We start from the raw sequence: 21144 nt of genomic DNA, 5'->3' as shown, positions 1-21144 counted from the left end.
GCTCGCCACAATGGCCCGAAATCGTAATGGAGTAACCATGGTGAAACCCAAGTCCGCAGCCTCCTCGCACGCGTTCGCCGACACCCAGGCCAGCTTCAAGACCGCGTCCGGCAAGGCCGGCCAGTTCTTCTCGCTGCCCAAGCTGGCCGAGGCCTTCCCGAACGTGAGCCGCATGCCGGTGTCCATGCGCATCGTGCTGGAGAGCGTGCTGCGCAACTGCGATGGCAAGAAGGTGACGGCGGAGCATGTGACGCAGTTGGCGAACTGGAAGCCCGTCGCCGAACGCGTGGACGAGATCCCGTTCGTCGTCGCCCGCGTCGTGCTGCAGGACTTCACCGGCGTGCCGCTGCTGGCCGACCTGGCCGCGATGCGCAACGTGGCGGCCGACCTGGGGCACGACCCCAAGGCCATCGAACCGCTGGTGCCGGTGGATCTGGTGGTGGACCACAGCGTCATGATCGACTACTACGGCACCCAGCAGGCGCTGGACCTGAACATGAAGCTGGAGTTCGAGCGCAACCGCGAGCGCTACGAGTTCATGAAGTGGGGCATGCAGGCCTTCGACACCTTCGGCGTCGTGCCCCCGGGCTTCGGCATCGTGCACCAGGTGAACCTGGAATACCTGGCGCGCGGCGTGCACAAGACCAAGGCCGGCGTCTACTACCCCGACAGCCTGGTCGGCACCGACAGCCACACCACCATGATCAACGGCATCGGCGTCGTCGGCTGGGGCGTGGGCGGCATCGAGGCCGAGGCCGGCATGCTGGGCCAGCCGGTGTACATGCTGACGCCGGACGTCGTCGGCTTCGAGCTGACCGGACAGCTGCGCGAGGGCGTCACGGCGACCGACCTGGTGCTGACCGTCACCGAGATCCTGCGCAAGCACAAGGTGGTGGGCAAGTTCGTCGAGTTCTTCGGCGAGGGCACGGCCAGCCTGGCGCTGCCCGACCGGGCCACCATCGCCAACATGGCGCCGGAGTACGGCGCGACGATGGGCTTCTTCCCGGTGGACGACAAGACCGTCGACTACTTCAAGGGCACCGGCCGCACCAAGGCCGAGATCGAGGCCTTCGAGGCCTACTGGAAGGCGCAGGGCATGTACGGCATCCCGAAAAAGGGCGAGCTGGACTACACCTCCGTCGTCTCGCTGGACCTCGGCACCGTGGCACCCAGCCTCGCCGGCCCCAAGCGCCCGCAGGACCGCATCGAGATCACGCACCTCGCGACCCAGTTCGCCGAGCTGTTCAGCAAGTCCACGGCCGAGAACGGCTTCAACCAGCCGGCCGAAAAGCTCACGCAGCCGTTCAAGACCGACTCGGGCCTGGAGATCCGCAACGGCGACGTGCTGATCGCTGCCATCACGTCATGCACCAACACCAGCAACCCCGGCGTGCTGCTGGCCGCCGGGCTGCTGGCCAAGAAGGCCGTGGAGGCGGGGCTGACGGTGCAGCCGCACATCAAGACGTCGCTGGCGCCCGGCTCGCGCATCGTCACCGAGTACCTGGAGAAGGCCGGCCTGCTGCCCTATCTGGAGAAGCTGGGCTTCAACGTCGCCGCCTACGGCTGCACGACCTGCATCGGCAACGCGGGCGACCTGACGCCGGAGCTGAACCGGCTCATCCAGGACAACGACCTCGTCTGCGCGGCCGTGCTGTCGGGCAACCGCAACTTCGAGGCGCGCATCCACCCCAACCTGAAGGCCAACTTCCTCGCCAGCCCGCCGCTGGTCGTCGCCTACGCGATTGCCGGCAACGTCACCACGGACCTGATGACCCAGCCCGTGGGCCACGGCAAGAACGGCAAGCCGGTCTACCTGGGCGACATCTGGCCCAGCAGCGACGAGATCTACGCGCTGATGAAGTACGCGATGAACGCCAAGGCGTTCAGGGCCAACTACGAGCAGGTCGCCAGCAAGCCCGGCAAGCTCTGGGACGCGATCAAGGGCGTCAAGGGCCAGGTCTACAACTGGCCCAAGAGCACCTACATCGCGCAGCCGCCGTTCTTCTCGGGCTTCACGATGCAGCCCAAGACGCTGGTGTCCGGCGTCAAGGGCGCCCGCGTCATGGCACTGTTCGGCGACTCCATCACCACCGACCACATCAGCCCTGCCGGCTCGTTCAAGGAAACGACGCCGGCCGGCAAGTTCCTCGTCGAGCACGGCGTGCAGAAGGCCGACTTCAACTCCTACGGCGCGCGCCGCGGCAACCACGACGTCATGATGCGCGGCACCTTCGCCAACGTGCGCGTGAAGAACCTGATGCTGCCCGCCCACCCCGACGGCTCGCGCGAGGAAGGCGGCTACACGCTCAAGGGCGGCCACAAGATGGCCATCTACGACGCCGCGATGGACTACATCGCGGAGGGCACGCCGACCGTCATCTTCGCGGGCGAGGAGTACGGCACCGGGTCGAGTCGCGACTGGGCCGCCAAGGGCACGCAACTGCTGGGCATCAAGGCCGTCATCGCCAAGAGCTTCGAGCGCATCCACCGTTCCAACCTGATCGGCATGGGCGTGCTGCCGCTGCAGTTCAAGGCCGGCGACTCCTGGGAGAGCCTGGGCCTGACCGGCGCCGAGACCATCGACATCACGCTGGCGGACGACATCAAGCCGCAGGGCGACGCGGTGATGACCATCACACGGGCGGACGGCAGCCAGGTGGCCGTGAAGCTGACGCTGCGCATCGACACCGCCATCGAGGTGGACTACTACTTCCACGGCGGCATCCTGCCTTTTGTACTCAGACAGCTCCTCGCTGCCTGAGCTGATGCCCCTCGCCCAGTCCCGCTTCCGCTGAACGCGGGCGGGCCTGATCGGGTCCCCCGAGGGGACGGCTTGGGAGCGGCCCGGCGCTCGGCCCGAAGACCCATTCACTACGCCCTCCATGCCACATCTGCCTGGTCTCGACCTGCTGCGCAGCATCGCCATCGTCTGGGTGATGCTCTTCCACTCCTTCCTTGTCGATGGCCTGGGGCCGCGCTTCGAGTGGCTGTCCCGATTCGGCTGGGCCGGCGTGGACATCTTCTTCGTGCTCAGCGGCTTCCTGATCGGCTCGCAACTGCTGCGCACGCTGCAGCGCGGCGAGCCGCTGCGGCTGGGCAGCTTCTACGGGCGGCGCGCCTGGCGCATCCTGCCGGCGTTCGCCGTCGTGCTGGCGGTGTACGTGGCCTTCCCGGTGCTGCGCGAGGCACCGGGGCTGGACGCGTGGTGGAAGTTCGCGACCTTCACGCTGAACCTGTTGATCGACTACGGCCGCAACCCCGCGTTCTCGCATGCCTGGTCGCTGTGCGTGGAGGAGCACTTCTACCTGCTGTTCCCGCTGCTGGCCTGGTGGGCCACGCGCCGTGCGTCAGCGGCTCGCTTCGCGGCGCTGTGCCTCGGCCTCGTGCTGGCGGGCATCGCGCTGCGTACCGGCGTCTGGCTCCACGACGACGCCACGCAGCCGCCGCGCCCCTGGTTCATCGAGGACCTCTACTACCCGACATGGATGCGGCTGGACGGCCTGCTGGTCGGCGTCATGCTGGCGGCGCTGCGCGTGTACCGGCCGCTCTGGTGGGAAAAGCTGCTGGCGCGTTCGACGCCGCTGATGCTGTGCGGTTTCGCGGTGGCGGCGCTGGCCCTCTGGCTGTTCCGCGACCGCACGGGCCTGCTGGCCAACGCCATCGGCTGGCCCATCCTGTCGCTAGGCTTCGGGCTGCTGGTGCTGTCGGCCAGCTCGCCGCAAGGGCTGCTGGGCCGCAGGGCCGTACCCGGCGCGGGCTGGGTGGCGGCGGCGTCGTACAGCCTGTACCTGAGCCACAAGCTCGTCATGCACGCGTGGCTGGCGCCGGCGCTGCCGCTGCCGCTGCAGGGCGTGGCGCTGTTCGCCCTCCATGCGGTGGCGATCCTGGCCGTGGGCGCCGCGCTGCACCACGGGGTGGAGCGCCCTTGCCTGCGGCTGCGCGACCGGCTGGCGAAACGGCAAGCGGCCGCGACGCCCAGCGCCATAACGGTGTGACGCGTCAGGCCTGATGCGTCAGCGCCCGACCTTGGCGCCGGCCAGCTGCGCGACGGCCGCCAACGTCGTCTGCGCGGCGTTCAGGCCCAGCAGGAAATCCTTGTCCGAGTAAGTGGAGAACAGGTCGGTGGGCTGGTGCCAGTGCGGGTTCCAGCCCGCACCGATCTGCATGCCGCGCTCGTTCTCGCGCACGGAGATGGCGGGCACCAGGTCCATGAACGGCGTGGAGTCGGTGTTGGTCATGCGGTTGCCGACGGCGGCCGGATAGTCGGTCGCGTACTTCTCGTTGGCCGCGCGCAGCTGCCAGGCCAGCCTGGCCGAGCCCTCCGCCTGTCTGGAGTTCACCTGGAACTCCACGTTCACGTCGGCCTCGGCGCGCTGCTCCTTCGGCGCGACGTAGACCGGCTGGCCACGGGCGTCCAGCACCGGCTTGCCCGCGGCGTCCAGCTTGGGCACGGGCATGCCGTGGTCGAACAGCAGCATGTCGTGCTGGATCAGGCCCAGCCAGGTCGGCTCCGGGTACCGGCCCGAGCCCTTGGGCGACTCGATGCCCTGCAGGTCCTTGCGCTGCGCCACATAGGCGTAGGCGCCGTTCAGGCCGGTCTCCTCGTTGTTCCACAGGATGAAGCGGATGGAGCGCTCCGTCGTCACGCCGGGCAGGCTGAAGATGCGCGCCAGCTCCATGACCAGCGCCGTGCCCGAGCCGTCGTCGTTGGCGGCCTCGCCGAAGCCGATGCCGTCCATGTGCGCGGAGACGATGTACATCTCGTCCGGCCGCGTCGAACCGACCTTGGTGCAGTAGACGCTCTCGCGCGGCGTCGTGCCCGGCGGCGTGGGCTCCGCGTTCAGCGCGCGCAGCCGCTCGTCGGGCTGCGCCATCGGGTCGGTGTTCACGCCGATGGGCGCACGCCGGCCGAACAGCGTGCCGCCGCCCTGCGCCGCCGGGCCGCCCGCGCGCAGCGGCTGCAGTTGCACCGGGCCGCGCCGGGCGGGCTCGGTGAACTCGTAGCGCAGCCGTTCGGTGTTCGTGCAGCCGTAGCGCTTCAGCTGCGCCTCGATCCAGTCCAGCGCCTGCCGGTTGCGCTCGGTGCCCTGGCGTCGGTCGCCGAACTGCGTCAGGCCCTGGATGGTGGCCTTGTAGTTGTCGAGCGCGAGATGGTCCACGAGCGTGGCCACGGGGTCGGCGGGCGCTGGCGTCTGCGCGCAGACCGAAGCGGCCGCGACGGTCGCGGCGAACACCGCGAGAGCGATCTTGAAAGCCATGGGGCACCGGGATGCGTTGGGGTGCCGCATCCTAGCGACGCCCGGGTCCGCGCGTCAGGGGCAGCGCACAAAGATCCCTTGCACCGTGCACGCCCCGCGCGGCCCGATGAGGTTGGGGCCCACGCGCGTCAGCGTGGAGCCGTCGCTGCCCAGGCAGGTCGCCGCATTGCAGGTCGTGACCGTGACCGGCACGTCGGGGCGCGGCACCGTGACGACGACCGGTGGCATCGCCGGGGTCAGCGGGCGCGGCGCGGCGGTGGCGGGCCGCGCAGGCGGCGCGGGCACGACCAGCGTGTGCTGTGACGGCGGCGGCGACGTGGTGAGACCGCCCAGACAGGCATCCGCCACGCGCCGACGCAACGGCTGCAACTGCACCGCGACGGCACGCCGGCGCTCGGTGGCAGCGGCAGAGGACGCCGCCGCCGTATCCGCCAGCGCGTCCTCGGCCTCGGTCAACGCCTGCAGCGCCGTGCGGCAGGCGGGGGACTTCGGCAGGTCTTCGGCCTGTGCGCCGGGTGGCACGAGCAGCAGCCCGCACAGGCTCAGTGCAGCGGCACAAGGTGGGCGAAGGGGACTCACATGCATGGTGATGACATCTTGCGCCTGCGACCCGCGCGGCGTGTAGGCCAACGCCGCGCAGGGGACCGTCAATGGCGCCGCATCGGCAGCGGTGCGGCCAGCGCGGCCAGACCCAGCAGCCCGGCCAGCCCATACCCCGCCACGCTGCCCGCTTGCGCCGCGCCGCCCAGGCCCAGCATGTCCAGTGCCGCGAGGCCGGTCGCCTGCAGGTTGAGGTACAGCCCGAACAGGAACAGCGCCAGGAAGGTGCGCGAGCCCTGCGTCAGCCGGCCGAGGCCCGTGGCGGCCACGCTGAGGAACAGCAGCCCGGCGGCGCAGGCCGCCGCCTGCAGCGGCGCGGCCATGGCCCAGCGGCACAGCGCCGGCATCGCCACGAGCACGCCCAGGCCGAAGGCCGCCAGCGCCTGGCGCCAGCCGCGCTCCCGCGCGCCGCCCGGCACGGCCGTGGCGAGCGCCAGCGTGCCGCTCTGCAGGTCGCGCGAACTCACATCGGCCACCGCGATGCCCCAGGCGCCCAGCGTGACGGCCAGCAGCCGCGGCAGCACCTCGGCCGGGACGAACGCGCATGCGGCGGCGGTGCCCAGCATCGCCAGCGCCAGCAGCGGCTGGCTCAGCAGCAGCAGGCTCACGTCGGCCAGCCAGCGGCCCGCCAGGCCGGGCAGCCGGGCACTGGCACGCAGCAGCCCGCCCAGCGCCGCGGTGAAGGGCCGCATCAGCGGGCGCAGCAGCCACTGCGCCAGCCGCACGATGCGCCAGCGGCCGGACGCGCTGCGCAGCTTCACGCGGTCCGGCGCGTAGCGGTGGAAGGCCAGGACGGCCGGCACCAGCGGCAGCAGCGCCAGCACCATGGCACCCACCCGCAGCGCGACCAGCTCGGACGTCCACAGCCCGGCGGGCATGTGCAGCATGGGCAGCGAGGCGTCGTACCGGCTGCCGCCCACACTGATGTGGCTGACGTCCATCAGCCGGCTCACGCCCACCAGCAGCGGCGACATGCCGTTGATGTCGAACACCTGCCAGCCGGTCAGCCGCGCCGGGCCGTTGCCCAGCGTGGCGGGCAGGAAGGCGAACTGCGCGATCCAGAACAGCCAGTACAGCGCGTCGCCGCGCTTGCCCATCAGCGGCGCCCAGGCGTCGGCCAGCACGGCGAGACTGGCGCACAGCATCAGCCCAGGCGCCAGCCCGAGCACCAGCATCTGCAGGTAAGGCCCGGGCTGCAGCGGGCCTTCGCCGCGCACCAGTTGCAACACCCAGCTCGTCAGCATCGCCACCGTGCCCAGCGACAGCAGGAACCCGAACGCGCCCAGCCAGCGGGCGCCCAGCAACTGCGCGTTGCTGACCGGCGTGGCGGCCAGCACGTGGGCGGTGCCGCAGCGCAGGTCCTCCTGGCTGCGCCCGCGCGCGAGATAGAAGCCCGCCAGGCCGAACAGCAGCGAGGCGATCAGCGTCGTGGCGAAGGCCAGCGCCGGGCTCTCGTAGGCCACGCGCTGGTGGTGCACCACCATCATCGCGTAGCCGCTCTTCGGGTCCAGCACCATCAGCCAGCTCACGGCCACGACGGCCAGCAGGATGACCAGGCTGGAGAGGCGCCGGCTGCGCAGCCGCCATTCGTTCACCACCAGCGCCCTGTACAGCGACGAGCTCATCGGCGCCGCGGCAGGCAGCGCACCGAGCGGCAGGTGCGCGGCCGTCATGCCGCCACCCGCGCGTCGGCATAGCGCTGCGCCATCAGCGCCTCTTCCAGGCTGGCATGCGCCGGCTCGGCCCCGTCGCAAGGCAGCGACGGATGCACCATGCGCACCTGCACCCGCGACCCGATCGGCTGAGCCTGCAGCACGTGCACCCGCTCGCGCAGCGCCTCGTAGGCCGCGGGCACCAGCAGCGCCGTCCACACCTGCCCGGCTGCGCGCGCCAGCACGGCGTCCGGTGTCTCGAACGCCACCAGCCGGCCCTGGCGCAGGATGGCCAGGTGCGAGGCCATGTTCTCCACGTCCGACACGATGTGCGTGGAGACGATGACCAGCCGCTTGCGGCCCAGGTCGCCCAACAGGTGGCGAAAGCGCAGCCGCTCCTCGGGGTCCAGCCCGGCGGTGGGCTCGTCGACGATGAGCACGTCCGGGTCGTTCAGCAGCGCCTGCGCGATGCCCAGCCGCTGGCGCATGCCGCCCGAGAAGCCGGCCGCGGGCCGGTGCGCCTGCTCGTGCAGGTTCACCAGTTCCAGCAGCTCCTGCAGCCGCTGCCGGCCGCGCACCCCCTTGAGCGCGGCGAAGTACTGCAGGAACTCCAGCGCCGTGAGGTGCGGGTAGACGCCGAAGTCCTGCGGCAGGTAGCCCAGGCGGCGGCGCATCAGCTCGGGCCGGGCGACGATGTCCTGCCCGTCCAGCAGGATGCGGCCCCGCGTGGGCCGGGTCAGCGTGGCGAGCATCTGCATCAGCGTGCTCTTGCCGGCGCCGTTGTGGCCGATCAGGCCCACGACGCCGGGCTGCAGATGCAGCGTCACGCCATCGACGGCGTTGATTTTTCCAAAGGTCTTGACGACGTTGTCGATGTGCAGCATGACCACCTCCGAGCTTGCGATGACCTGCAGGTTAGGGACCGGCCACAGCAATTCGAACGCCGTTCCGACAGGCCGCAGGCCGCGTGGGCCAGGCCGGCAAAACCGCGGCCTGGGCCGGCGCGGGGTCAGGGCTGCGTCACGTCCTGCACGACGCCGAACATCGGGCCCAGCGCGCTCCAGCGGTCGTTGCGCCCCAGCGCGGGCGAGTACAGGCTGGACACGGCGCCGTCGAGGTACAGCGCGTCGCGGCAGTGCAGCTCGTCGCGGAAGAAGACTGCGAACTCATGGAAGGTGACCGCCCGCCGGCTGATGACGAAGACGGCCTGCGAGCCCAGCACGCAGACGCCGTTCCTGACGTAGCGCGACGCCGAGTTCGGGCGCAGGGCCGGGTGGATCTCGCCGCCCTTGAGCAGCAGCGGCCCGGACTGCGTGGCCTGGCGCACGCCGTCGCGCCACTGCGGGTAGTCCACGGCGTCCACCACGCGCGCGCCCTGCGGCCCGATCAGGAACACGCCGTTGGGCTTCAGGAAGAAGTTGCCTTCGCCGCCGGCGAGGTTCAGCGGTGCCAGCTCCTGCCCGTCGATCACCAGCAGGCCCACGGGGCTCGCGTCGGCGTGGAACATGCCGGCGTTCATGCCGAAGGTGAGCGTCCTGCCCCGCGCCTTCAGGCCGTCGGCCAACCGATCCAGGCGCCGCCACGGCTGGCCGCGGTCGTCGCGCCAGAACAGGCGCAGGTCCTGCTTCGCGACGTCGACGCGGACGACGGTGAACAGCTCGTCGGCCGCCCGCGCCCCGCCGCCGGCCAAGGCCGCCGCGACACAGATCGCCGACAGCACGCGCCCCATCACGCTAGCCCCGGCCCCGCAGCGGCTTCAGCAGGTCGCGCAGGCCGTTGTGGTCCATCTCGTACATCAGCGCCAGCAGCCGCCCGATCTCGCCCTTGGGAAAGCCTTCGCGCGCGAACCAGCCCAGGTAGTTGCCCGGCAGGTCGGCGATCAGCGTACCCTGGTGCTTGCCGAAGGGCATCGCCGTCTTCTCGAGCTTGAGCAGGTCGTCGGGGGTCATGGCGGCAGTGTGCCAGCCCCGGATGCAGGAAGGCCCGACGGCCTGCGGCGCGTCGGGCAAGCGCGACCGGGTGGCCGCGCGGGGGTGGAGACCCGGGAACTCAGTGCGACAGCTTGAACATGCCCACGGCACGCACCAGCTCCAGCGCCTGGCCCTTCAGGCTGGAGGCGGCGGCAGCCATTTCCTCGACCAGGGCGGCGTTCTGCTGGGTCGTGCGGTCCATGCTGGACACGGCACCGCCGACCTGGCCCACGCCCTCGCTCTGCTCGGCGCTGGCGGTGCTGATCTCGCCCATGATGGCGGTCACGCGGCCGATGCTGGCGACGACTTCCTGCATCGTGCGGCCGGCCTGGCTGACCTGCGTGACGCCCACCTCGACGCGGCCGACGCTGTCGGTGATGAGCTGCCTGATCTCCTTGGCCGCCTCGCCGCTGCGCTGGGCCAGCGCCCGCACCTCGCTGGCGACCACCGCGAAGCCGCGGCCCTGTTCGCCGGCCCGTGCGGCTTCCACGGCGGCGTTCAGCGCCAAGATGTTGGTCTGGAAGGCGATGCCGTCGATGACGGAGGTGATGTCGGCGATGCGCTTGCTGGATTCGCTGATGCCCCGCATCGTGTCCACGGCCTGGGCCACGACCTGGCCGCCCTGCTGGGCGACGGTGCTGGCGGCCTCGGCCAGGCGGTTGGCCTGGCTGGCGTTGTCGGCGTTCTGGCGCACGGTGACGCTCAACTGCTCCATGGACGACGCGGTCTGCTGCAGCGCGCTGGCCTGGGTTTCGGTGCGCGACGACAGGCTGTGGTTGCCCTGGGCGATCTCGGCGCTGGCCAGCGACAGGCTGTCGGCGCCATGGCGCACGCTGGTCACCAGTTCACGCAGGCCGCCCTGCATCGCGGCGATGGCCTGCAGCAGATGGCCGAATTCGTCCCGCGTCTGGACCTGGACTTCGGTGTCCAGGTTGCCCTCGGCCACGTCGTTGATGAGGGTGACGGCGGTCTGCAGCGGCTTGACGATGGAGCGGGTGATGGCGAGCGCCGCGAGCAGCGACAGCACGACGACCGCCGCGCAGGCCGCGGCCAGCACGGCGATGCGCTGGCCATGCACCTGGTCGGTTTCGGCGATGAGGCGGCTGGAGGTCTCGGCGGTGAAGCGGATGTAGTCGTCCGTGGCCTTCACGAGGGCGGCCAGCAGCGGGCGGCAGCGCTCGTTCATGCGGCCGATGGCGGCCTCGCGGTCGCCGGCCAGCGCCAGGCCCACGATGGCTTCGGCCACGGCGGAATACTGCCCCTCGATGCGGGCGATCTCCTCGACGCGGCTGCGCACCTCCGACGGCACGCCGGCCTTGTTGGACAGCGCCTGCAGCGCATCCAGCGACTTGCGCACGTCCTCGACGGCGGCCAGCACGGCGGCCTTCTCGACGGCCGCATCCTCGGCCTTGGTCACCAGCACCAGGTTGCGGGCCGCGATGGCGCGGCGGTCCACCGCCAGGCGCACCTGATTGGCCATGGCGGCGCGCGCCTCGACACCCTGCACGTAATCGGCGAACTGGTCGCCGTCCTGCTTGATGGACCCCAGCGCCGCGGCCGAGATGGCCACGATCATCAGGATCAGCAGGCCGAAGGCGCCGATCAGCTTGGTCTTCACCGACAGGTTGTTCCAGAAGTTCATGGTCACCGCTCCCTTGGAGATGCATCAACGTTTGATGACCGTCATCTTCCGAAAGCGGGCTTCAGGCGGCGAGCCGGCGACGCCTGACGCCCTTGCGCGTGGATCGCGGCACTTGCCGTAGGCAAATTGCCTACAGCCGCATCGCCCTCGCTCAGGTCTTGAGGCGGTAGCCCACGCCGGCTTCGGTCAACAGCCACTGCGGGCGGTTGGCGTCGGCCTCGACCTTCTTGCGCAGGTTGGCCATGTGCACGCGCACGTAGTGCACGTCCTCGGCATGGCCCGGCCCCCACACGGCCTTCAACAGGTGCTGGTGCGTCAGCACGCGGCCGGGTGCGCTGCACAGCTCCTGCAGCAGCCGGTACTCGATGGGCGTGAGGTGCAGCTCCTGGCCGCCGCGCGTGACGGTGCGCAGCGCGCGGTCCACGGCCACGTCACCGAAGCGCAGCACCGGGTCGGCATCGCCACCACCGCGGGTGGCACGGCGCAGCTGCACGCGCACGCGCGCCAGCAGCTCCGCCACGCCGAAGGGCTTGACGAGGTAGTCGTCGGCACCGGCGTCCAGCGCCTGCACCTTGCGCTCCTCGCCCTCGCGGGCCGACAGCACCAGCACCGGCGCCTGCGACCAGCCGCGGAACTCGCGGATGAAGTCCAGCCCGTCGCCGTCCGGCAGGCCCAGGTCCAGCACCACCAGCTCGGGCCGGCGCGTGGCCGCGTCGATGAGGCCGCGCTGCAGCGTGGCGGCCTCGAACACCTCCAGGCCCTCGCTGTGCAGCGCCATGCGCACGAAGCGGCGGATCTCCGGCTCGTCCTCGATCATCAGCACGCGCGCAGCACCCAAGACTTTTTCTCCTCGTCAGGCGGGGGGTTGGCCCAGTGGCAGCTCGATGCGAAAGCATGCGCCGCCCGCGGCGCGATTGTGAGCGCTGATGCTGCCGCCATGCGCCTGCACGATGGCCTTGCAGATGGCCAGGCCCAGGCCGACGCCGGGCGTGGCGCTTTCGCGTTCGCCGCGTTCGAACTTGTCGAAGAGCTGGCCCTCGCGACCCGCGGGCAGGCCGGCGCCGGTGTCGATGATGTCGATCTCCACGCCCGGCCCCGCCGCCCGCGCCTGCGCGCCGGCCTTGATCGTGACGGGGCTGCCCGCCGGCGTGTACTTGGCCGCGTTCTCCAGCAGGTTCACCAGCACGCGCTCGATGAGCACCGCGTCCAGATGCAGCAGCGGCAGGTCGGGCGCCAGCTCCACCGCCACGTCGCGGCCGGCCAGCGTCTCGTCGAGGCTGGCCAGCGCGCTGCCGACGACCTCCTGCAGCGGCAGCCACTGCAGGTTGAGCTGCACGCCGCCGGCCTGCAGCCGCGCCATGTCCAGCAAGTTGGCCACCAGCGCGCTCATGCGCAGCGCCGAGCGGCGCATCGCGTCGGCCACGTCGGCCTGCGCGGCGCTCAGCGGCGTCAGCTTGAGCGCATCCGCCAGACCCACGAGCGCGGCCAGCGGCGTGCGCAGGTCGTGCGAGACGGCCGTCAGCAGCGAGTTGCGCAGACGCTCGGTCTCGATCTGCAGCGTGCTGCCCTGCGCCACCTCGATGTAGTGGATGCGCTCCAGCGAGATGGCCAGCAGCGCGGCGCAGGTGTCCAGCACCTGGCGCTCCTCGGGCGACCAGCGCCGGGCGCCGGCGTCGCCCCGCGGCGCCACCGCGAGCACGCCGCGCACGCGCATCGGCGCGGACAGCGGCAGCATCAGGCAGGCGCTGGCGGGCAGCGTGTCGGTGCCCAGCCCCGCCGGCTGCCCCCTGTCGTAGGCCCACTGCGCCACGCCGAGGTCGGGCGCGGCCGTCGCCCCGGGCAGCACGGCCAGCACCTCGCGGCCGGCCTGCGCCGCGGGCTCGGGGGCCAGCACGGCGGACGCGACACCGAACTCGGCGCTGAGGAACTGCGCGCCGATCTGCGCCACCTGCTCGGCCAGCAGCGCGCCGCCCAGGTCGCGCGACATCGCGTACAGGCCACGCACCCGCCGCTCGCGCTCGCGCGCCGCCCGGGCCTGCGCCTGCAGGCCGGCCGCGAGCTGGCCGATGACCAGGCCCACGATCAGCAGCACGGCGAACGTGACCAGGTATTGGGCATCGCCCACCGCGAACGACCAGCGGGGCTCCACGAAGGCGAAATCGAACGCGCCCACCCCCAGCAGCGCCGCGAGCGCCGCCGGCGCACGGCCGAACTTCAGCGCCACGCCGACGACGTTGAGCAGGTACAGCATCGCGATGTTGGTGGGCGCGATGAACGGCAGCAGCGGCATCGCCACGGCCGTCGCCAGGCCGCAGGCGAGCACCGCAGCGGCGTAGCCGCGCAGTTGCTGCGGCGTGAGCAGCGCGTGGCGCGGCGCCTGCGGTGCGGCGGGCTGCGGCGCCCGCGTCGTGGCGGGCAGTGCCACCTGCAGCACGTCCAGTTCGTCGCCCAGCAGGTTCAGCGCTTCGGACAGCGACGGCCGCCCGGGCCAGCGCCAGGCCTGGTCGCGCCGGCCCACCACCAGCCGGGCCAGGTTGTGCTCGCGCGCGTAGCCGATGAGCGCCGGCGCCACCGCGGGCGCGGACAGCACCGCCGTGCGCGCGCCCAGGCTCTGCGCCAGCTCCAGCAGGCGCTGCACGCGGGTGCGCGTCGCGTCGTCGGTCTGCCGTGCCGTCTCCACGTGGACGGCATGCCACACGACGCCGAGCTGCCCCGCCAGCCGCGCCGCGCTGCGCACGACCTTGTCGCCGGCCGCCGCGCTGCCGATGCAGGCCAGCAGCGACTCGCGGTTGGGCCACACCGCGCCCTGCCCCTGGTCGACGCGCTCGCGGCGGTAGGCCTGCATCTGGTCGTCCACGCGGTCGGCCGTGCGGCGCAGCGCCAGCTCCCGCAGCGCGAGCAGGTTGCCCTTGCGGAAGAAGTGCTTCGCCGCACGCTCGGCCTGGGCCGGCAGGTAGACCTTGCCCTCCTTGAGCCGCTGCAGCAGCTCGTCGGGCGGCAGGTCCACGACGACCACCTCGTCGGCCTCGTCGAACACCTTGTCCGGCAAGGTCTCGGCCACGCGGATGCCGGTGATGCCGCCGACCACGTCGTTCAGGCTCTCGAGGTGCTGCACGTTCAGCGTGCTCCACACCTCCACGCCGGCGGCCAGCAGCTCGTGCACGTCCTGCCAGCGTTTGGGATGGCGCGAACCGGGCGCGTTGCTGTGGGCCAGCTCATCCAGCAGCAGCACGCCGTCCGGCTGGGCGTGGCCCCAGGCGAGCGCGGCGTCGAGGTCGAACTCGCGCAGCGTCCGCCCCTGGTGGGCGATGTCCTTCAACGCCAGCCGCGGCAGGTCGCGCGACACGGCCTCGGTGTCGGCCCGGCCGTGGGTCTCGACGACGCCCACCAGCACCGCGCGGCCCTGGGCACGCGCCGCGTGCGCGGCGGCCAGCATCGCGTAGGTCTTGCCGACGCCGGCGTTGGCGCCGAAGAAGATCTTCAGCCGCCCGCGCTGCGCCGCGGCTTCGTCGCGCTGCACCTGCGCCAGCAGCGCATCGGGGTCGGGGCGCTCGTCGGTCATCGCCGGTCAGAGCCAGCCGGCGCGCTTGAAGCGCCAGTACAGCGCGCCGCTGACGAGCACGATCGCGCCCAGCGCCATCGGATAGCCGAAGGCCCATTTCAGCTCGGGCATGCGCTCGAAGTTCATGCCCCAGATGCCGGCCAGCGCGGTGGACGCGGCGAAGATGGCGGCCCAGGCGGCCAGCCGCTTGGTGACCAGGGATTCGTCGATGGTCACCAGCGTGAGGTTGACCTGCGTGGCGGCGATGATGGTTTCGCGTGCCGCGTCGATGCTGGCCTGGATGCGCAGCAGGTGGTCGTAGACGTCGCGGAAGTAGTCCTGCAGCGCCTCGCACACGACCGGCACGCGGCCGCCGTGCAGCTTGGAGGTCACCTCCAGCAGCGGCGTGACGGCATGCCGCTGCGTGCCCAGGCGCTGCTTCAGCGCGAACAGGCGCTGCACGACGGCCTGGCGGTCCTGGTGCGGCTGGAACATCGTCTCTTCGAGCTGCTCCAGCTCGGCCTCGACTTCGTCGATCAGCGGGAAGTAGCGATCCACGACCGCGTCCATCAGCGCGTAGAAGACGAAGCCCGGCCCCTGGCGCAGCAGGTGCGGCTCGCGCTCCGCACGGCCGCGCACGCCGAGGAAGCCCTGCTGGCTGTTGTGCCGCACCGAGACGATGAAGCGCGGCCCGACGAAGACGTGCACCTCGCCGATCTGCAGCCCGTCCGGGCCGGGCTCCAGCAGATGCATCGCGGCGAACAGGATCTCGCCGTATTCCTCCAGCTTGGGCCGCTGGTGGCCCTTGCGGGCGTCCTCCACCGCCAGCGGCGGCAGGTTCAGCTCGCGCTGCAGCAGGTTGAGCTCCTCGTCGGTGGGGTCGCGCAGCGCGATCCACACGAAGCCGGACTGGCGCTCCAGCGCTTCGGAGACCCCCTCCAGGCCCGGCTCGGCCACGACTCGCCCATCGTCGTACAAGGCGCTGTTGATCAGCATGGCGGCAGCTTCTTCTTGAACACCGGGCCATCCTCGCACGGCCCGCGCGCGCGGCTCACTTGGGCAAGGCCTGCAGCGCCAGGTTCAGTGCCAGCACGTTGACGCGCGGCTCGCCGATGAAGCCCAGCCAGCGGCCCTCGGTCTGCCGGGCCACCAGCGCCTTCACCTGCTCGACCGGCAGGCCGCGCGCCCGGGCGACGCGGGCCACCTGGTAGTCGGCGGCGGCGCGGCTGATGTGCGGGTCCAGCCCGCTGGCGGAAGTGGTGACCAGGTCCACCGGCACGGGCGCGGTGTTGCCGGGGTCGGCCGCGCGCAAGGCCTCGAGGCGCGCCTTGACCGCGTCGGTCAGCGCCGGCGCCGTGGGCGCCAGGTTGGAGCCGCCGGAATTGGCCGCGTTGTAGGGCATGGGCCCGGTGGCGGACGGGCGGCTCCAGAAGTGCCCGGGGTCGGCAAAGGCCTGGCCGATCAGCGCGGAGCCGACCGGCTGGCCGCCCTGCTGGACGAGGCTGCCGTTGGCTTCGCGCGGGAACACGGTCTGCGCCACACCGGTGACGACCAGCGGGTAGGCCAGGCCGGTGACGAGGCTGAGCACGACGAACAGCGTCAGCGCGGGGCGCCACAGCGGCACCGGGGCCGTTGCGGCGATGGCGGTGGGAGAAAGGGGCGTGGTCATGGTGGCACTCCGGTTCAGAAGGTCTTCTTCAGGCCGACGACGAGCGTGGTCTTGCCCATGAACCGGGCCGTCACCGGGTTGGCATAGGCCGTCTTATTCGCATCGGTGCCGACGATGGCGCCACTGACCACGAGCCCGGCGAAGCCCTTGGCCAGCGTCAGCGAGTAGTCGGTGTACGAGGCCGCCGAGTTGTGCTTGACCGTCTGGTGGCCCACGTGCGGCGTCAGCGTCAGGCCGTCGCCGAGGTCGACGTTGGCCGACACGTCGAGGTAGCCGGAGTTCTTGCTGGACGGGAAGCCGAACAGGTTGGTCGCGCTGTGCGAATACTTGGCCGTGAAGGGCCCGTAGCTCAGGGCGCCATAGACCTCCAGCGTGTTGGCGCTCGGGTTGAGCTTGTTGCTGGGGTACAGGTACTGCAGCACCCCCACGTCCAGCGTCAGGCCCTGGGCCACCTCGGTCTTGTAGCCGCCGTACAGGTCCAGCTCGACCTGGCCGTCGCCACCGGCATCCTTGATCCACTTGATCGTGGAGGCCCAGGTGCCGACGTAGAAGCCGTTGGCCGCGGCGTAGTCGATGCCGCCTTGCAGCGCGGGCTTCAGGCGGGTCTGGGAGATGCCGCGGTAGCGGTAGTCGCTGACGGCGCCGATGTTGAACGACAGCGGATCGGCGGCCGGTGCCGGATCGTCGGCGAAGGCGGGAACGGTGGCGGCGAGCACCAGCAGGGAAACGAGAGATTTCATGGTCGGGATGCGGGGTTGAGTGGCGCTCAGGCGAGGCCGAGCGCAACGAGGACGAGGTCGATGGCCTTGATGCCGATGAAGGGGACGATGACGCCGCCCAGGCCGTAGACCAGCAGGTTGCGGCGCAGCAGCGCGGCGGCGCCGATGGCGCGATAGCGCACGCCCCTGAGCGCCAGCGGGATCAGCACGACGATGATCAGCGCGTTGAAGATGACGGCGCTCAGGATGGCCGAGTTGGGGCTGGCCAGGTGCATGACGTTCAGCGCGGCCAGCTGCGGATAGGTCGACACAAAGGCCGCCGGCAGCACGGCGAAGTACTTGGCCAGGTCGTTGGCGATGCTGAAGGTCGTCAGCGACCCGCGCGTCATCAGCATCTGCTTACCGGTCTCCACCACCTCGATGAGCTTGGTGGGGTTGCTGTCCAGGTCGACCATGTTGCCGGCTTCCTTGGCGGCCTGGGTGCCGGTGTTCATGGCCACGGCCACGTCGGCCTGGGCCAGCGCGGGCGCATCGTTGGTGCCGTCACCGGTCATGGCGACCAGCCGGCCCTGGGCCTGGTGCTCGCGGATCAGCGCGAGCTTGGCCTCGGGTGTGGCTTCGGCGAGGAAGTCGTCCACGCCGGCCTCGGCCGCGATGGCCGCAGCCGTCAAGCGGTTGTCGCCCGTGACCATGATGGTCTTGATGCCCATGCGGCGCAGCTGCGCGAACCTGTCCTTGATGCCGGGCTTGACGATGTCCTTCAGCTCGACGACGCCCAGCACCTGCGTGCCGTCGGCCACGACGAGCGGCGTGCTGCCGCGGCGCGCGGCCTCGTCCACCGCCGCCTGCACGCTGGCGGGCCAGCGGCCGTGCAAGGCCTCGACATGGGCGCGCACGGCGCTGCCGGCACCCTTGCGGATCAGCCGCGAGCCGAGGTCCACGCCGCTCATGCGCGTCTGCGCCGTGAACGGCACGAAGACGCCCTGCCCGCCGGCGCCCTTCAGGCCGAACCTGCGCTCGGCCAGCGCCACGATGCTGCGGCCCTCGGGCGTCTCGTCGGCCAGCGACGCCAGGCGCGCGGCCTCGGCGAGCTGCGCCTCGCTGGCACCGTCCACCGGCCAGAAGGCATCGGCCTGGCGGTTGCCCAGCGTGATGGTGCCGGTCTTGTCCAGCAGCAGCACGTCCACGTCGCCGGCAGCCTCCACGGCACGGCCCGAGGTGGCGATGACATTGGCCTGCAGCATGCGGCTCATGCCCGCCACGCCCACGGCCGACAGCAGGCCGGCGATGGTCGTCGGGATCAGGCACACCAGCAGGGCGACGAGCACGACGATGCCGACCGGCTGGCCCGCGCCGGCCACCGCCACGCTGAAGGTCGAAAACGGCAGCAGCGTGGCGCACACGCCCAGGAACACCAGCGTCAGCGCGACCAGCAGGATGGTCAGCGCGATCTCGTTGGGCGTGCGCTTGCGCTGCGCGCCCTCCACCATCGCGATCATGCGGTCCACGAAGGTCTCGCCGGGGTTCACGGCCACGCGGGCCACGACCCAGTCCGACAACACGCGGGTGCCGCCGGTCAGCGCCGAGAAGTCGCCGCCGCTCTCGCGGATGACCGGTGCGGACTCGCCGGTGATGGCGCTCTCGTCCACCGACGCCACGCCCGCCACGACCTCGGCGTCGGCCGGCACCACGTCGCCGGCCTCGATCAGCACGACCTCGCCACGGCGCAGCGTGCCGGCCTCGCGCGGGTGCCACTTCAGCGCCTCGCGCGGCGTGCCGGGCTTCCAGCCATCGGCGACCTTGGCCCAGGTTTCCTTCTTCAGGCCGCGCAGCGACGCGGCCTGCGCCTTGCTGCGGCCCTCGGCCAGCGCCTCGGCGAAATTGGCGAACAGCACCGTGAACCACAGCCACACGGTCACGGCGATGACGAAGCCATCGGGTTTCGCGACGGCCAGCGCCGTCGTCAGCGCGCTGCCGAGGTAGACGACGAACATCACCGGGTTGCGCAGCTGCGTGCGCGGGTCCAGCTTGCGCAGCGCATCGACGAGCGCGATGCGCGTCAGCGCCGGGTCCAACAGGGAAAAACCAGCGCGACTCATGGTTGCGTGCTCCACAGGATCAGGTGCTCGACGACCGGCCCCAGGGCCAGCGCCGGCACGTAGTTCAGAAGGCCGACGAGAAGGACGGCGCCGATCAGCAGCACGACGAACAGCGGGCCGTGCGTGGGCAGCGTGCCTTCGCCGGGTGCGAGGCGCTTCTTGGCCACCAGCGAGCCGGCCATGGCCAGCACCGGCACGATGACGCCGAAGCGGCCTATCCACATCACCAGGCCCAGCAGCAGGTTGTAGAACGGCGTGTTGGCGGACAGCCCTGCGAACGCGCTGCCGTTGTTGTTGCCGGCCGACGAGAGCGCGTACAACACCTCGCTGAAGCCGTGCGCGCCGGGTGCGGCGATGCCGGCCCTGCCGGGCTCCGCGACGACCGCCACCGCCGTGCCGACCAGCACGGCCAGCGGCGTCAGCAGGATGGCCAGCGACACCATCTTCATCTCGTGCGCCTCGATCTTCTTGCCGAGGTACTCGGGCGTGCGGCCGATCATCAGGCCCGCGACGAAGACGGCCAGCACGGCGAACACCAGCATGCCGTACAGGCCCGCGCCGACACCGCCGAACACCACCTCGCCGAGCTGCATCATGACCATGGGCACCAGCCCGCCCAGCGGCGTGAAGCTGTCGTGCATGGCGTTGACCGCGCCGCAGCTCGCAGCCGTCGTGATGACGGCGAACAGCGCGGACGCGTCGATGCCGAAGCGCACTTCCTTGCCCTCCATGTTGCCGCCCGACTGCGTGGCGCTGTTGGCCGCGTCGACACCCAGCGCCGCCAGGTGCGGGTTGCCGGCCTGCTCGGCGCCGGTGGCGATGACGACGGCGACGACGAACATCGCCGTCATCGCGCCCAGCAGCGCCCAGCCCTGGCGCATGTCGCCCACCTGGCGGCCCAGCACGAAGCACAGCGCCGCCGGGATCAAAAAGATGGACAGCATCTGCAGCGCGTTCGTCGCCGCGCTCGGGTTCTCGAACGGGTGGGCCGAGTTGGCATTGAAGAAGCCGCCGCCGTTGGTGCCCAGCATCTTGATGGCGAGCTGCGACGCGACCGGGCCGACGGCGATGCTCTGGCTCTGGCCGCTCTTGTCCACCATGACGGGCTGGCCGTCGGCACCCTTGAGGGGCTGGCCTTGGGCATCGAGCCGGGGCTCCTGCCAGTGCTGCACCTCCACGGTCGTCACGTCCTGGTAGGGCTTGAGCGTCTGCACGACGCCCAGGCCGGCCAGCACCAGCGCGAACACCACCGACAGCGGCAGCAGCACCCACAGCGTGGCGCGGGTCAGGTCGGCCCAGACGTTGCCGATGGCCGTGCCGGCGTGGCGCGCAAAGCCGCGCACGAGGGCCACGACCACGGCGATGCCGGTGGCCGCGGACAGGAAGTTCTGCACTGTCAGCGCGAGCATCTGCGTCAGGTAGCTCATCGTCGACTCGCCGCCGTAGCCCTGCCAGTTGGTGTTGGTGACGAAGCTGACCGCGGTGTTGAAGGCCGAGTCCGGCGTGACCGCAGCCAGCCCCTGCGGGTTCAGCGGCAGCCAGACCTGCAGCCGCTGCAACGCATACACGGCGACGACGCCCAGCGCATTGAAGATCACCAGGCCGAGCGCGTAGCGCAGCCAGCCCTGCTCGGCGTCGGCATCGACGCCGGCCAGCTTCAGCAGGCCCCGCTCCACGCGGCGCAGCCAGGCGATGCGGCCTTCCATGGCCGCATGGATCCAATGCGCGAGCGGCCAGGCCAGCGCAAGCAGCACGGCGAGAAAAGCGACGAGTTGAATCCAGGCCGACGTGCTCATGTCAGGTCCTCCGGAAACAGCAGCGCCCAGAACAGGTACACCACCAGAAAGGCCACCAGCGCGGCCGCCACCCACTCGAGCGCGCTCATGGGCGACCTCCGCGGCCGGCGCCGCGCAGGCGCTCGCAACCCCAGGCCGCCAGCGCGGTGACAAGAGCCAGGGCCATGCCCAGGCCCAGATAAACGATGTCCATGACAC

The 21144-nt window shown here is 71.1% G+C and carries 17 protein-coding genes; 2 read left to right on the top strand and 15 right to left on the bottom strand.

What is annotated here, in order from left to right; translation table 11 throughout:
• Positions 1-37: 37 nt before the first annotated feature.
• Positions 38-2761 carry an aconitate hydratase AcnA gene (gene acnA / locus ACO07H_RS10775; protein ID WP_422013908.1) on the top strand — a complete coding sequence of 908 codons (2724 nt, stop codon included), beginning with the start codon at positions 38-40 and terminating at the stop codon, positions 2759-2761.
• Positions 2762-2882: 121 nt separating this feature from the next.
• Entirely contained in the window at positions 2883-3995 is a 1113-nt protein-coding gene (locus ACO07H_RS10770) for an acyltransferase family protein (protein WP_422013906.1), read from the top strand.
• An 18-nt stretch (positions 3996-4013) separates the two neighbouring features.
• Here ACO07H_RS10770 and ACO07H_RS10765 read toward each other — a convergent pair whose 3' ends face one another.
• From ACO07H_RS10765 to kdpF, 15 genes are all read right to left on the bottom strand, one after another.
• Positions 4014-5258 carry a M28 family peptidase gene (locus ACO07H_RS10765; RefSeq protein WP_422013904.1) on the bottom strand — a complete coding sequence of 415 codons (1245 nt, stop codon included), beginning with the start codon at positions 5256-5258 and terminating at the stop codon, positions 4014-4016.
• Between the two features lie 54 nt (positions 5259-5312).
• Positions 5313-5837, bottom strand: a complete 525-nt coding sequence (locus ACO07H_RS10760) for a hypothetical protein (RefSeq protein ID WP_422013902.1) — start codon at positions 5835-5837, stop codon at positions 5313-5315.
• A gap of 68 nt (positions 5838-5905) precedes the next feature.
• Positions 5906-7531, bottom strand: coding sequence for a hypothetical protein (locus ACO07H_RS10755; RefSeq protein WP_422013900.1), 1626 nt, complete (start codon positions 7529-7531; stop codon positions 5906-5908).
• Positions 7528-8394 carry an ABC transporter ATP-binding protein gene (locus ACO07H_RS10750; RefSeq protein WP_422013898.1) on the bottom strand — a complete coding sequence of 289 codons (867 nt, stop codon included), beginning with the start codon at positions 8392-8394 and terminating at the stop codon, positions 7528-7530. The genes ACO07H_RS10755 and ACO07H_RS10750 overlap by 4 nt, the downstream gene beginning before the upstream one ends.
• A 125-nt stretch (positions 8395-8519) precedes the next feature.
• Positions 8520-9239, bottom strand: a complete 720-nt coding sequence (locus tag ACO07H_RS10745; protein WP_422013896.1) for a phosphodiester glycosidase family protein — start codon at positions 9237-9239, stop codon at positions 8520-8522.
• Between the two features lie 4 nt (positions 9240-9243).
• Positions 9244-9459, bottom strand: coding sequence for a DUF3820 family protein (locus ACO07H_RS10740; protein ID WP_422013894.1), 216 nt, complete (start codon positions 9457-9459; stop codon positions 9244-9246).
• 100 nt (positions 9460-9559) lie between these two features.
• Positions 9560-11122: a methyl-accepting chemotaxis protein gene (locus ACO07H_RS10735; protein ID WP_422013892.1), complete on the bottom strand. Its 1563-nt coding sequence runs from the start codon at positions 11120-11122 to the stop codon at positions 9560-9562.
• Positions 11123-11273: 151 nt separating this feature from the next.
• Positions 11274-11939, bottom strand: coding sequence for a response regulator (locus tag ACO07H_RS10730; protein ID WP_422018630.1), 666 nt, complete (start codon positions 11937-11939; stop codon positions 11274-11276).
• Positions 11940-11975: 36 nt separating this feature from the next.
• Positions 11976-14684: a DUF4118 domain-containing protein gene (locus ACO07H_RS10725; protein ID WP_422013890.1), complete on the bottom strand. Its 2709-nt coding sequence runs from the start codon at positions 14682-14684 to the stop codon at positions 11976-11978.
• 6 nt (positions 14685-14690) lie between these two features.
• Complete coding sequence (locus ACO07H_RS10720) at positions 14691-15659, bottom strand: magnesium and cobalt transport protein CorA (RefSeq protein WP_422013888.1); 969 nt, start codon at positions 15657-15659, stop codon at positions 14691-14693.
• Positions 15660-15714: 55 nt separating this feature from the next.
• On the bottom strand, positions 15715-16332 hold the full coding sequence (gene kdpC, locus ACO07H_RS10715; RefSeq protein WP_422013886.1) for a potassium-transporting ATPase subunit KdpC: 618 nt from the start codon (positions 16330-16332) through the stop codon (positions 15715-15717).
• 14 nt (positions 16333-16346) lie between these two features.
• The gene (locus ACO07H_RS10710; protein WP_422013884.1) at positions 16347-17072 is read right to left on the bottom strand and encodes a TorF family putative porin; all 726 of its coding nucleotides are present in this window, start codon (positions 17070-17072) and stop codon (positions 16347-16349) included.
• 26 nt (positions 17073-17098) lie between these two features.
• Positions 17099-19150: a potassium-transporting ATPase subunit KdpB gene (gene kdpB / locus ACO07H_RS10705; RefSeq protein ID WP_422013882.1), complete on the bottom strand. Its 2052-nt coding sequence runs from the start codon at positions 19148-19150 to the stop codon at positions 17099-17101.
• Positions 19147-20946, bottom strand: a complete 1800-nt coding sequence (gene kdpA / locus ACO07H_RS10700; protein ID WP_422013880.1) for a potassium-transporting ATPase subunit KdpA — start codon at positions 20944-20946, stop codon at positions 19147-19149. Before kdpA ends, kdpB begins: the two co-directional genes overlap by 4 nt.
• Positions 20943-21035, bottom strand: a complete 93-nt coding sequence (gene kdpF, locus ACO07H_RS10695) for a K(+)-transporting ATPase subunit F (RefSeq protein WP_422013878.1) — start codon at positions 21033-21035, stop codon at positions 20943-20945. The genes kdpA and kdpF overlap by 4 nt, the downstream gene beginning before the upstream one ends.
• Positions 21036-21144 lie beyond the last annotated feature (109 nt).

The organism is Roseateles sp. (assembly GCF_965229315.1).
In the GTDB taxonomy this organism is placed as follows: Bacteria; Pseudomonadota; Gammaproteobacteria; order Burkholderiales; family Burkholderiaceae_C; genus Pelomonas.
This window is presented reverse-complemented; position numbering and strand designations above follow the sequence as displayed.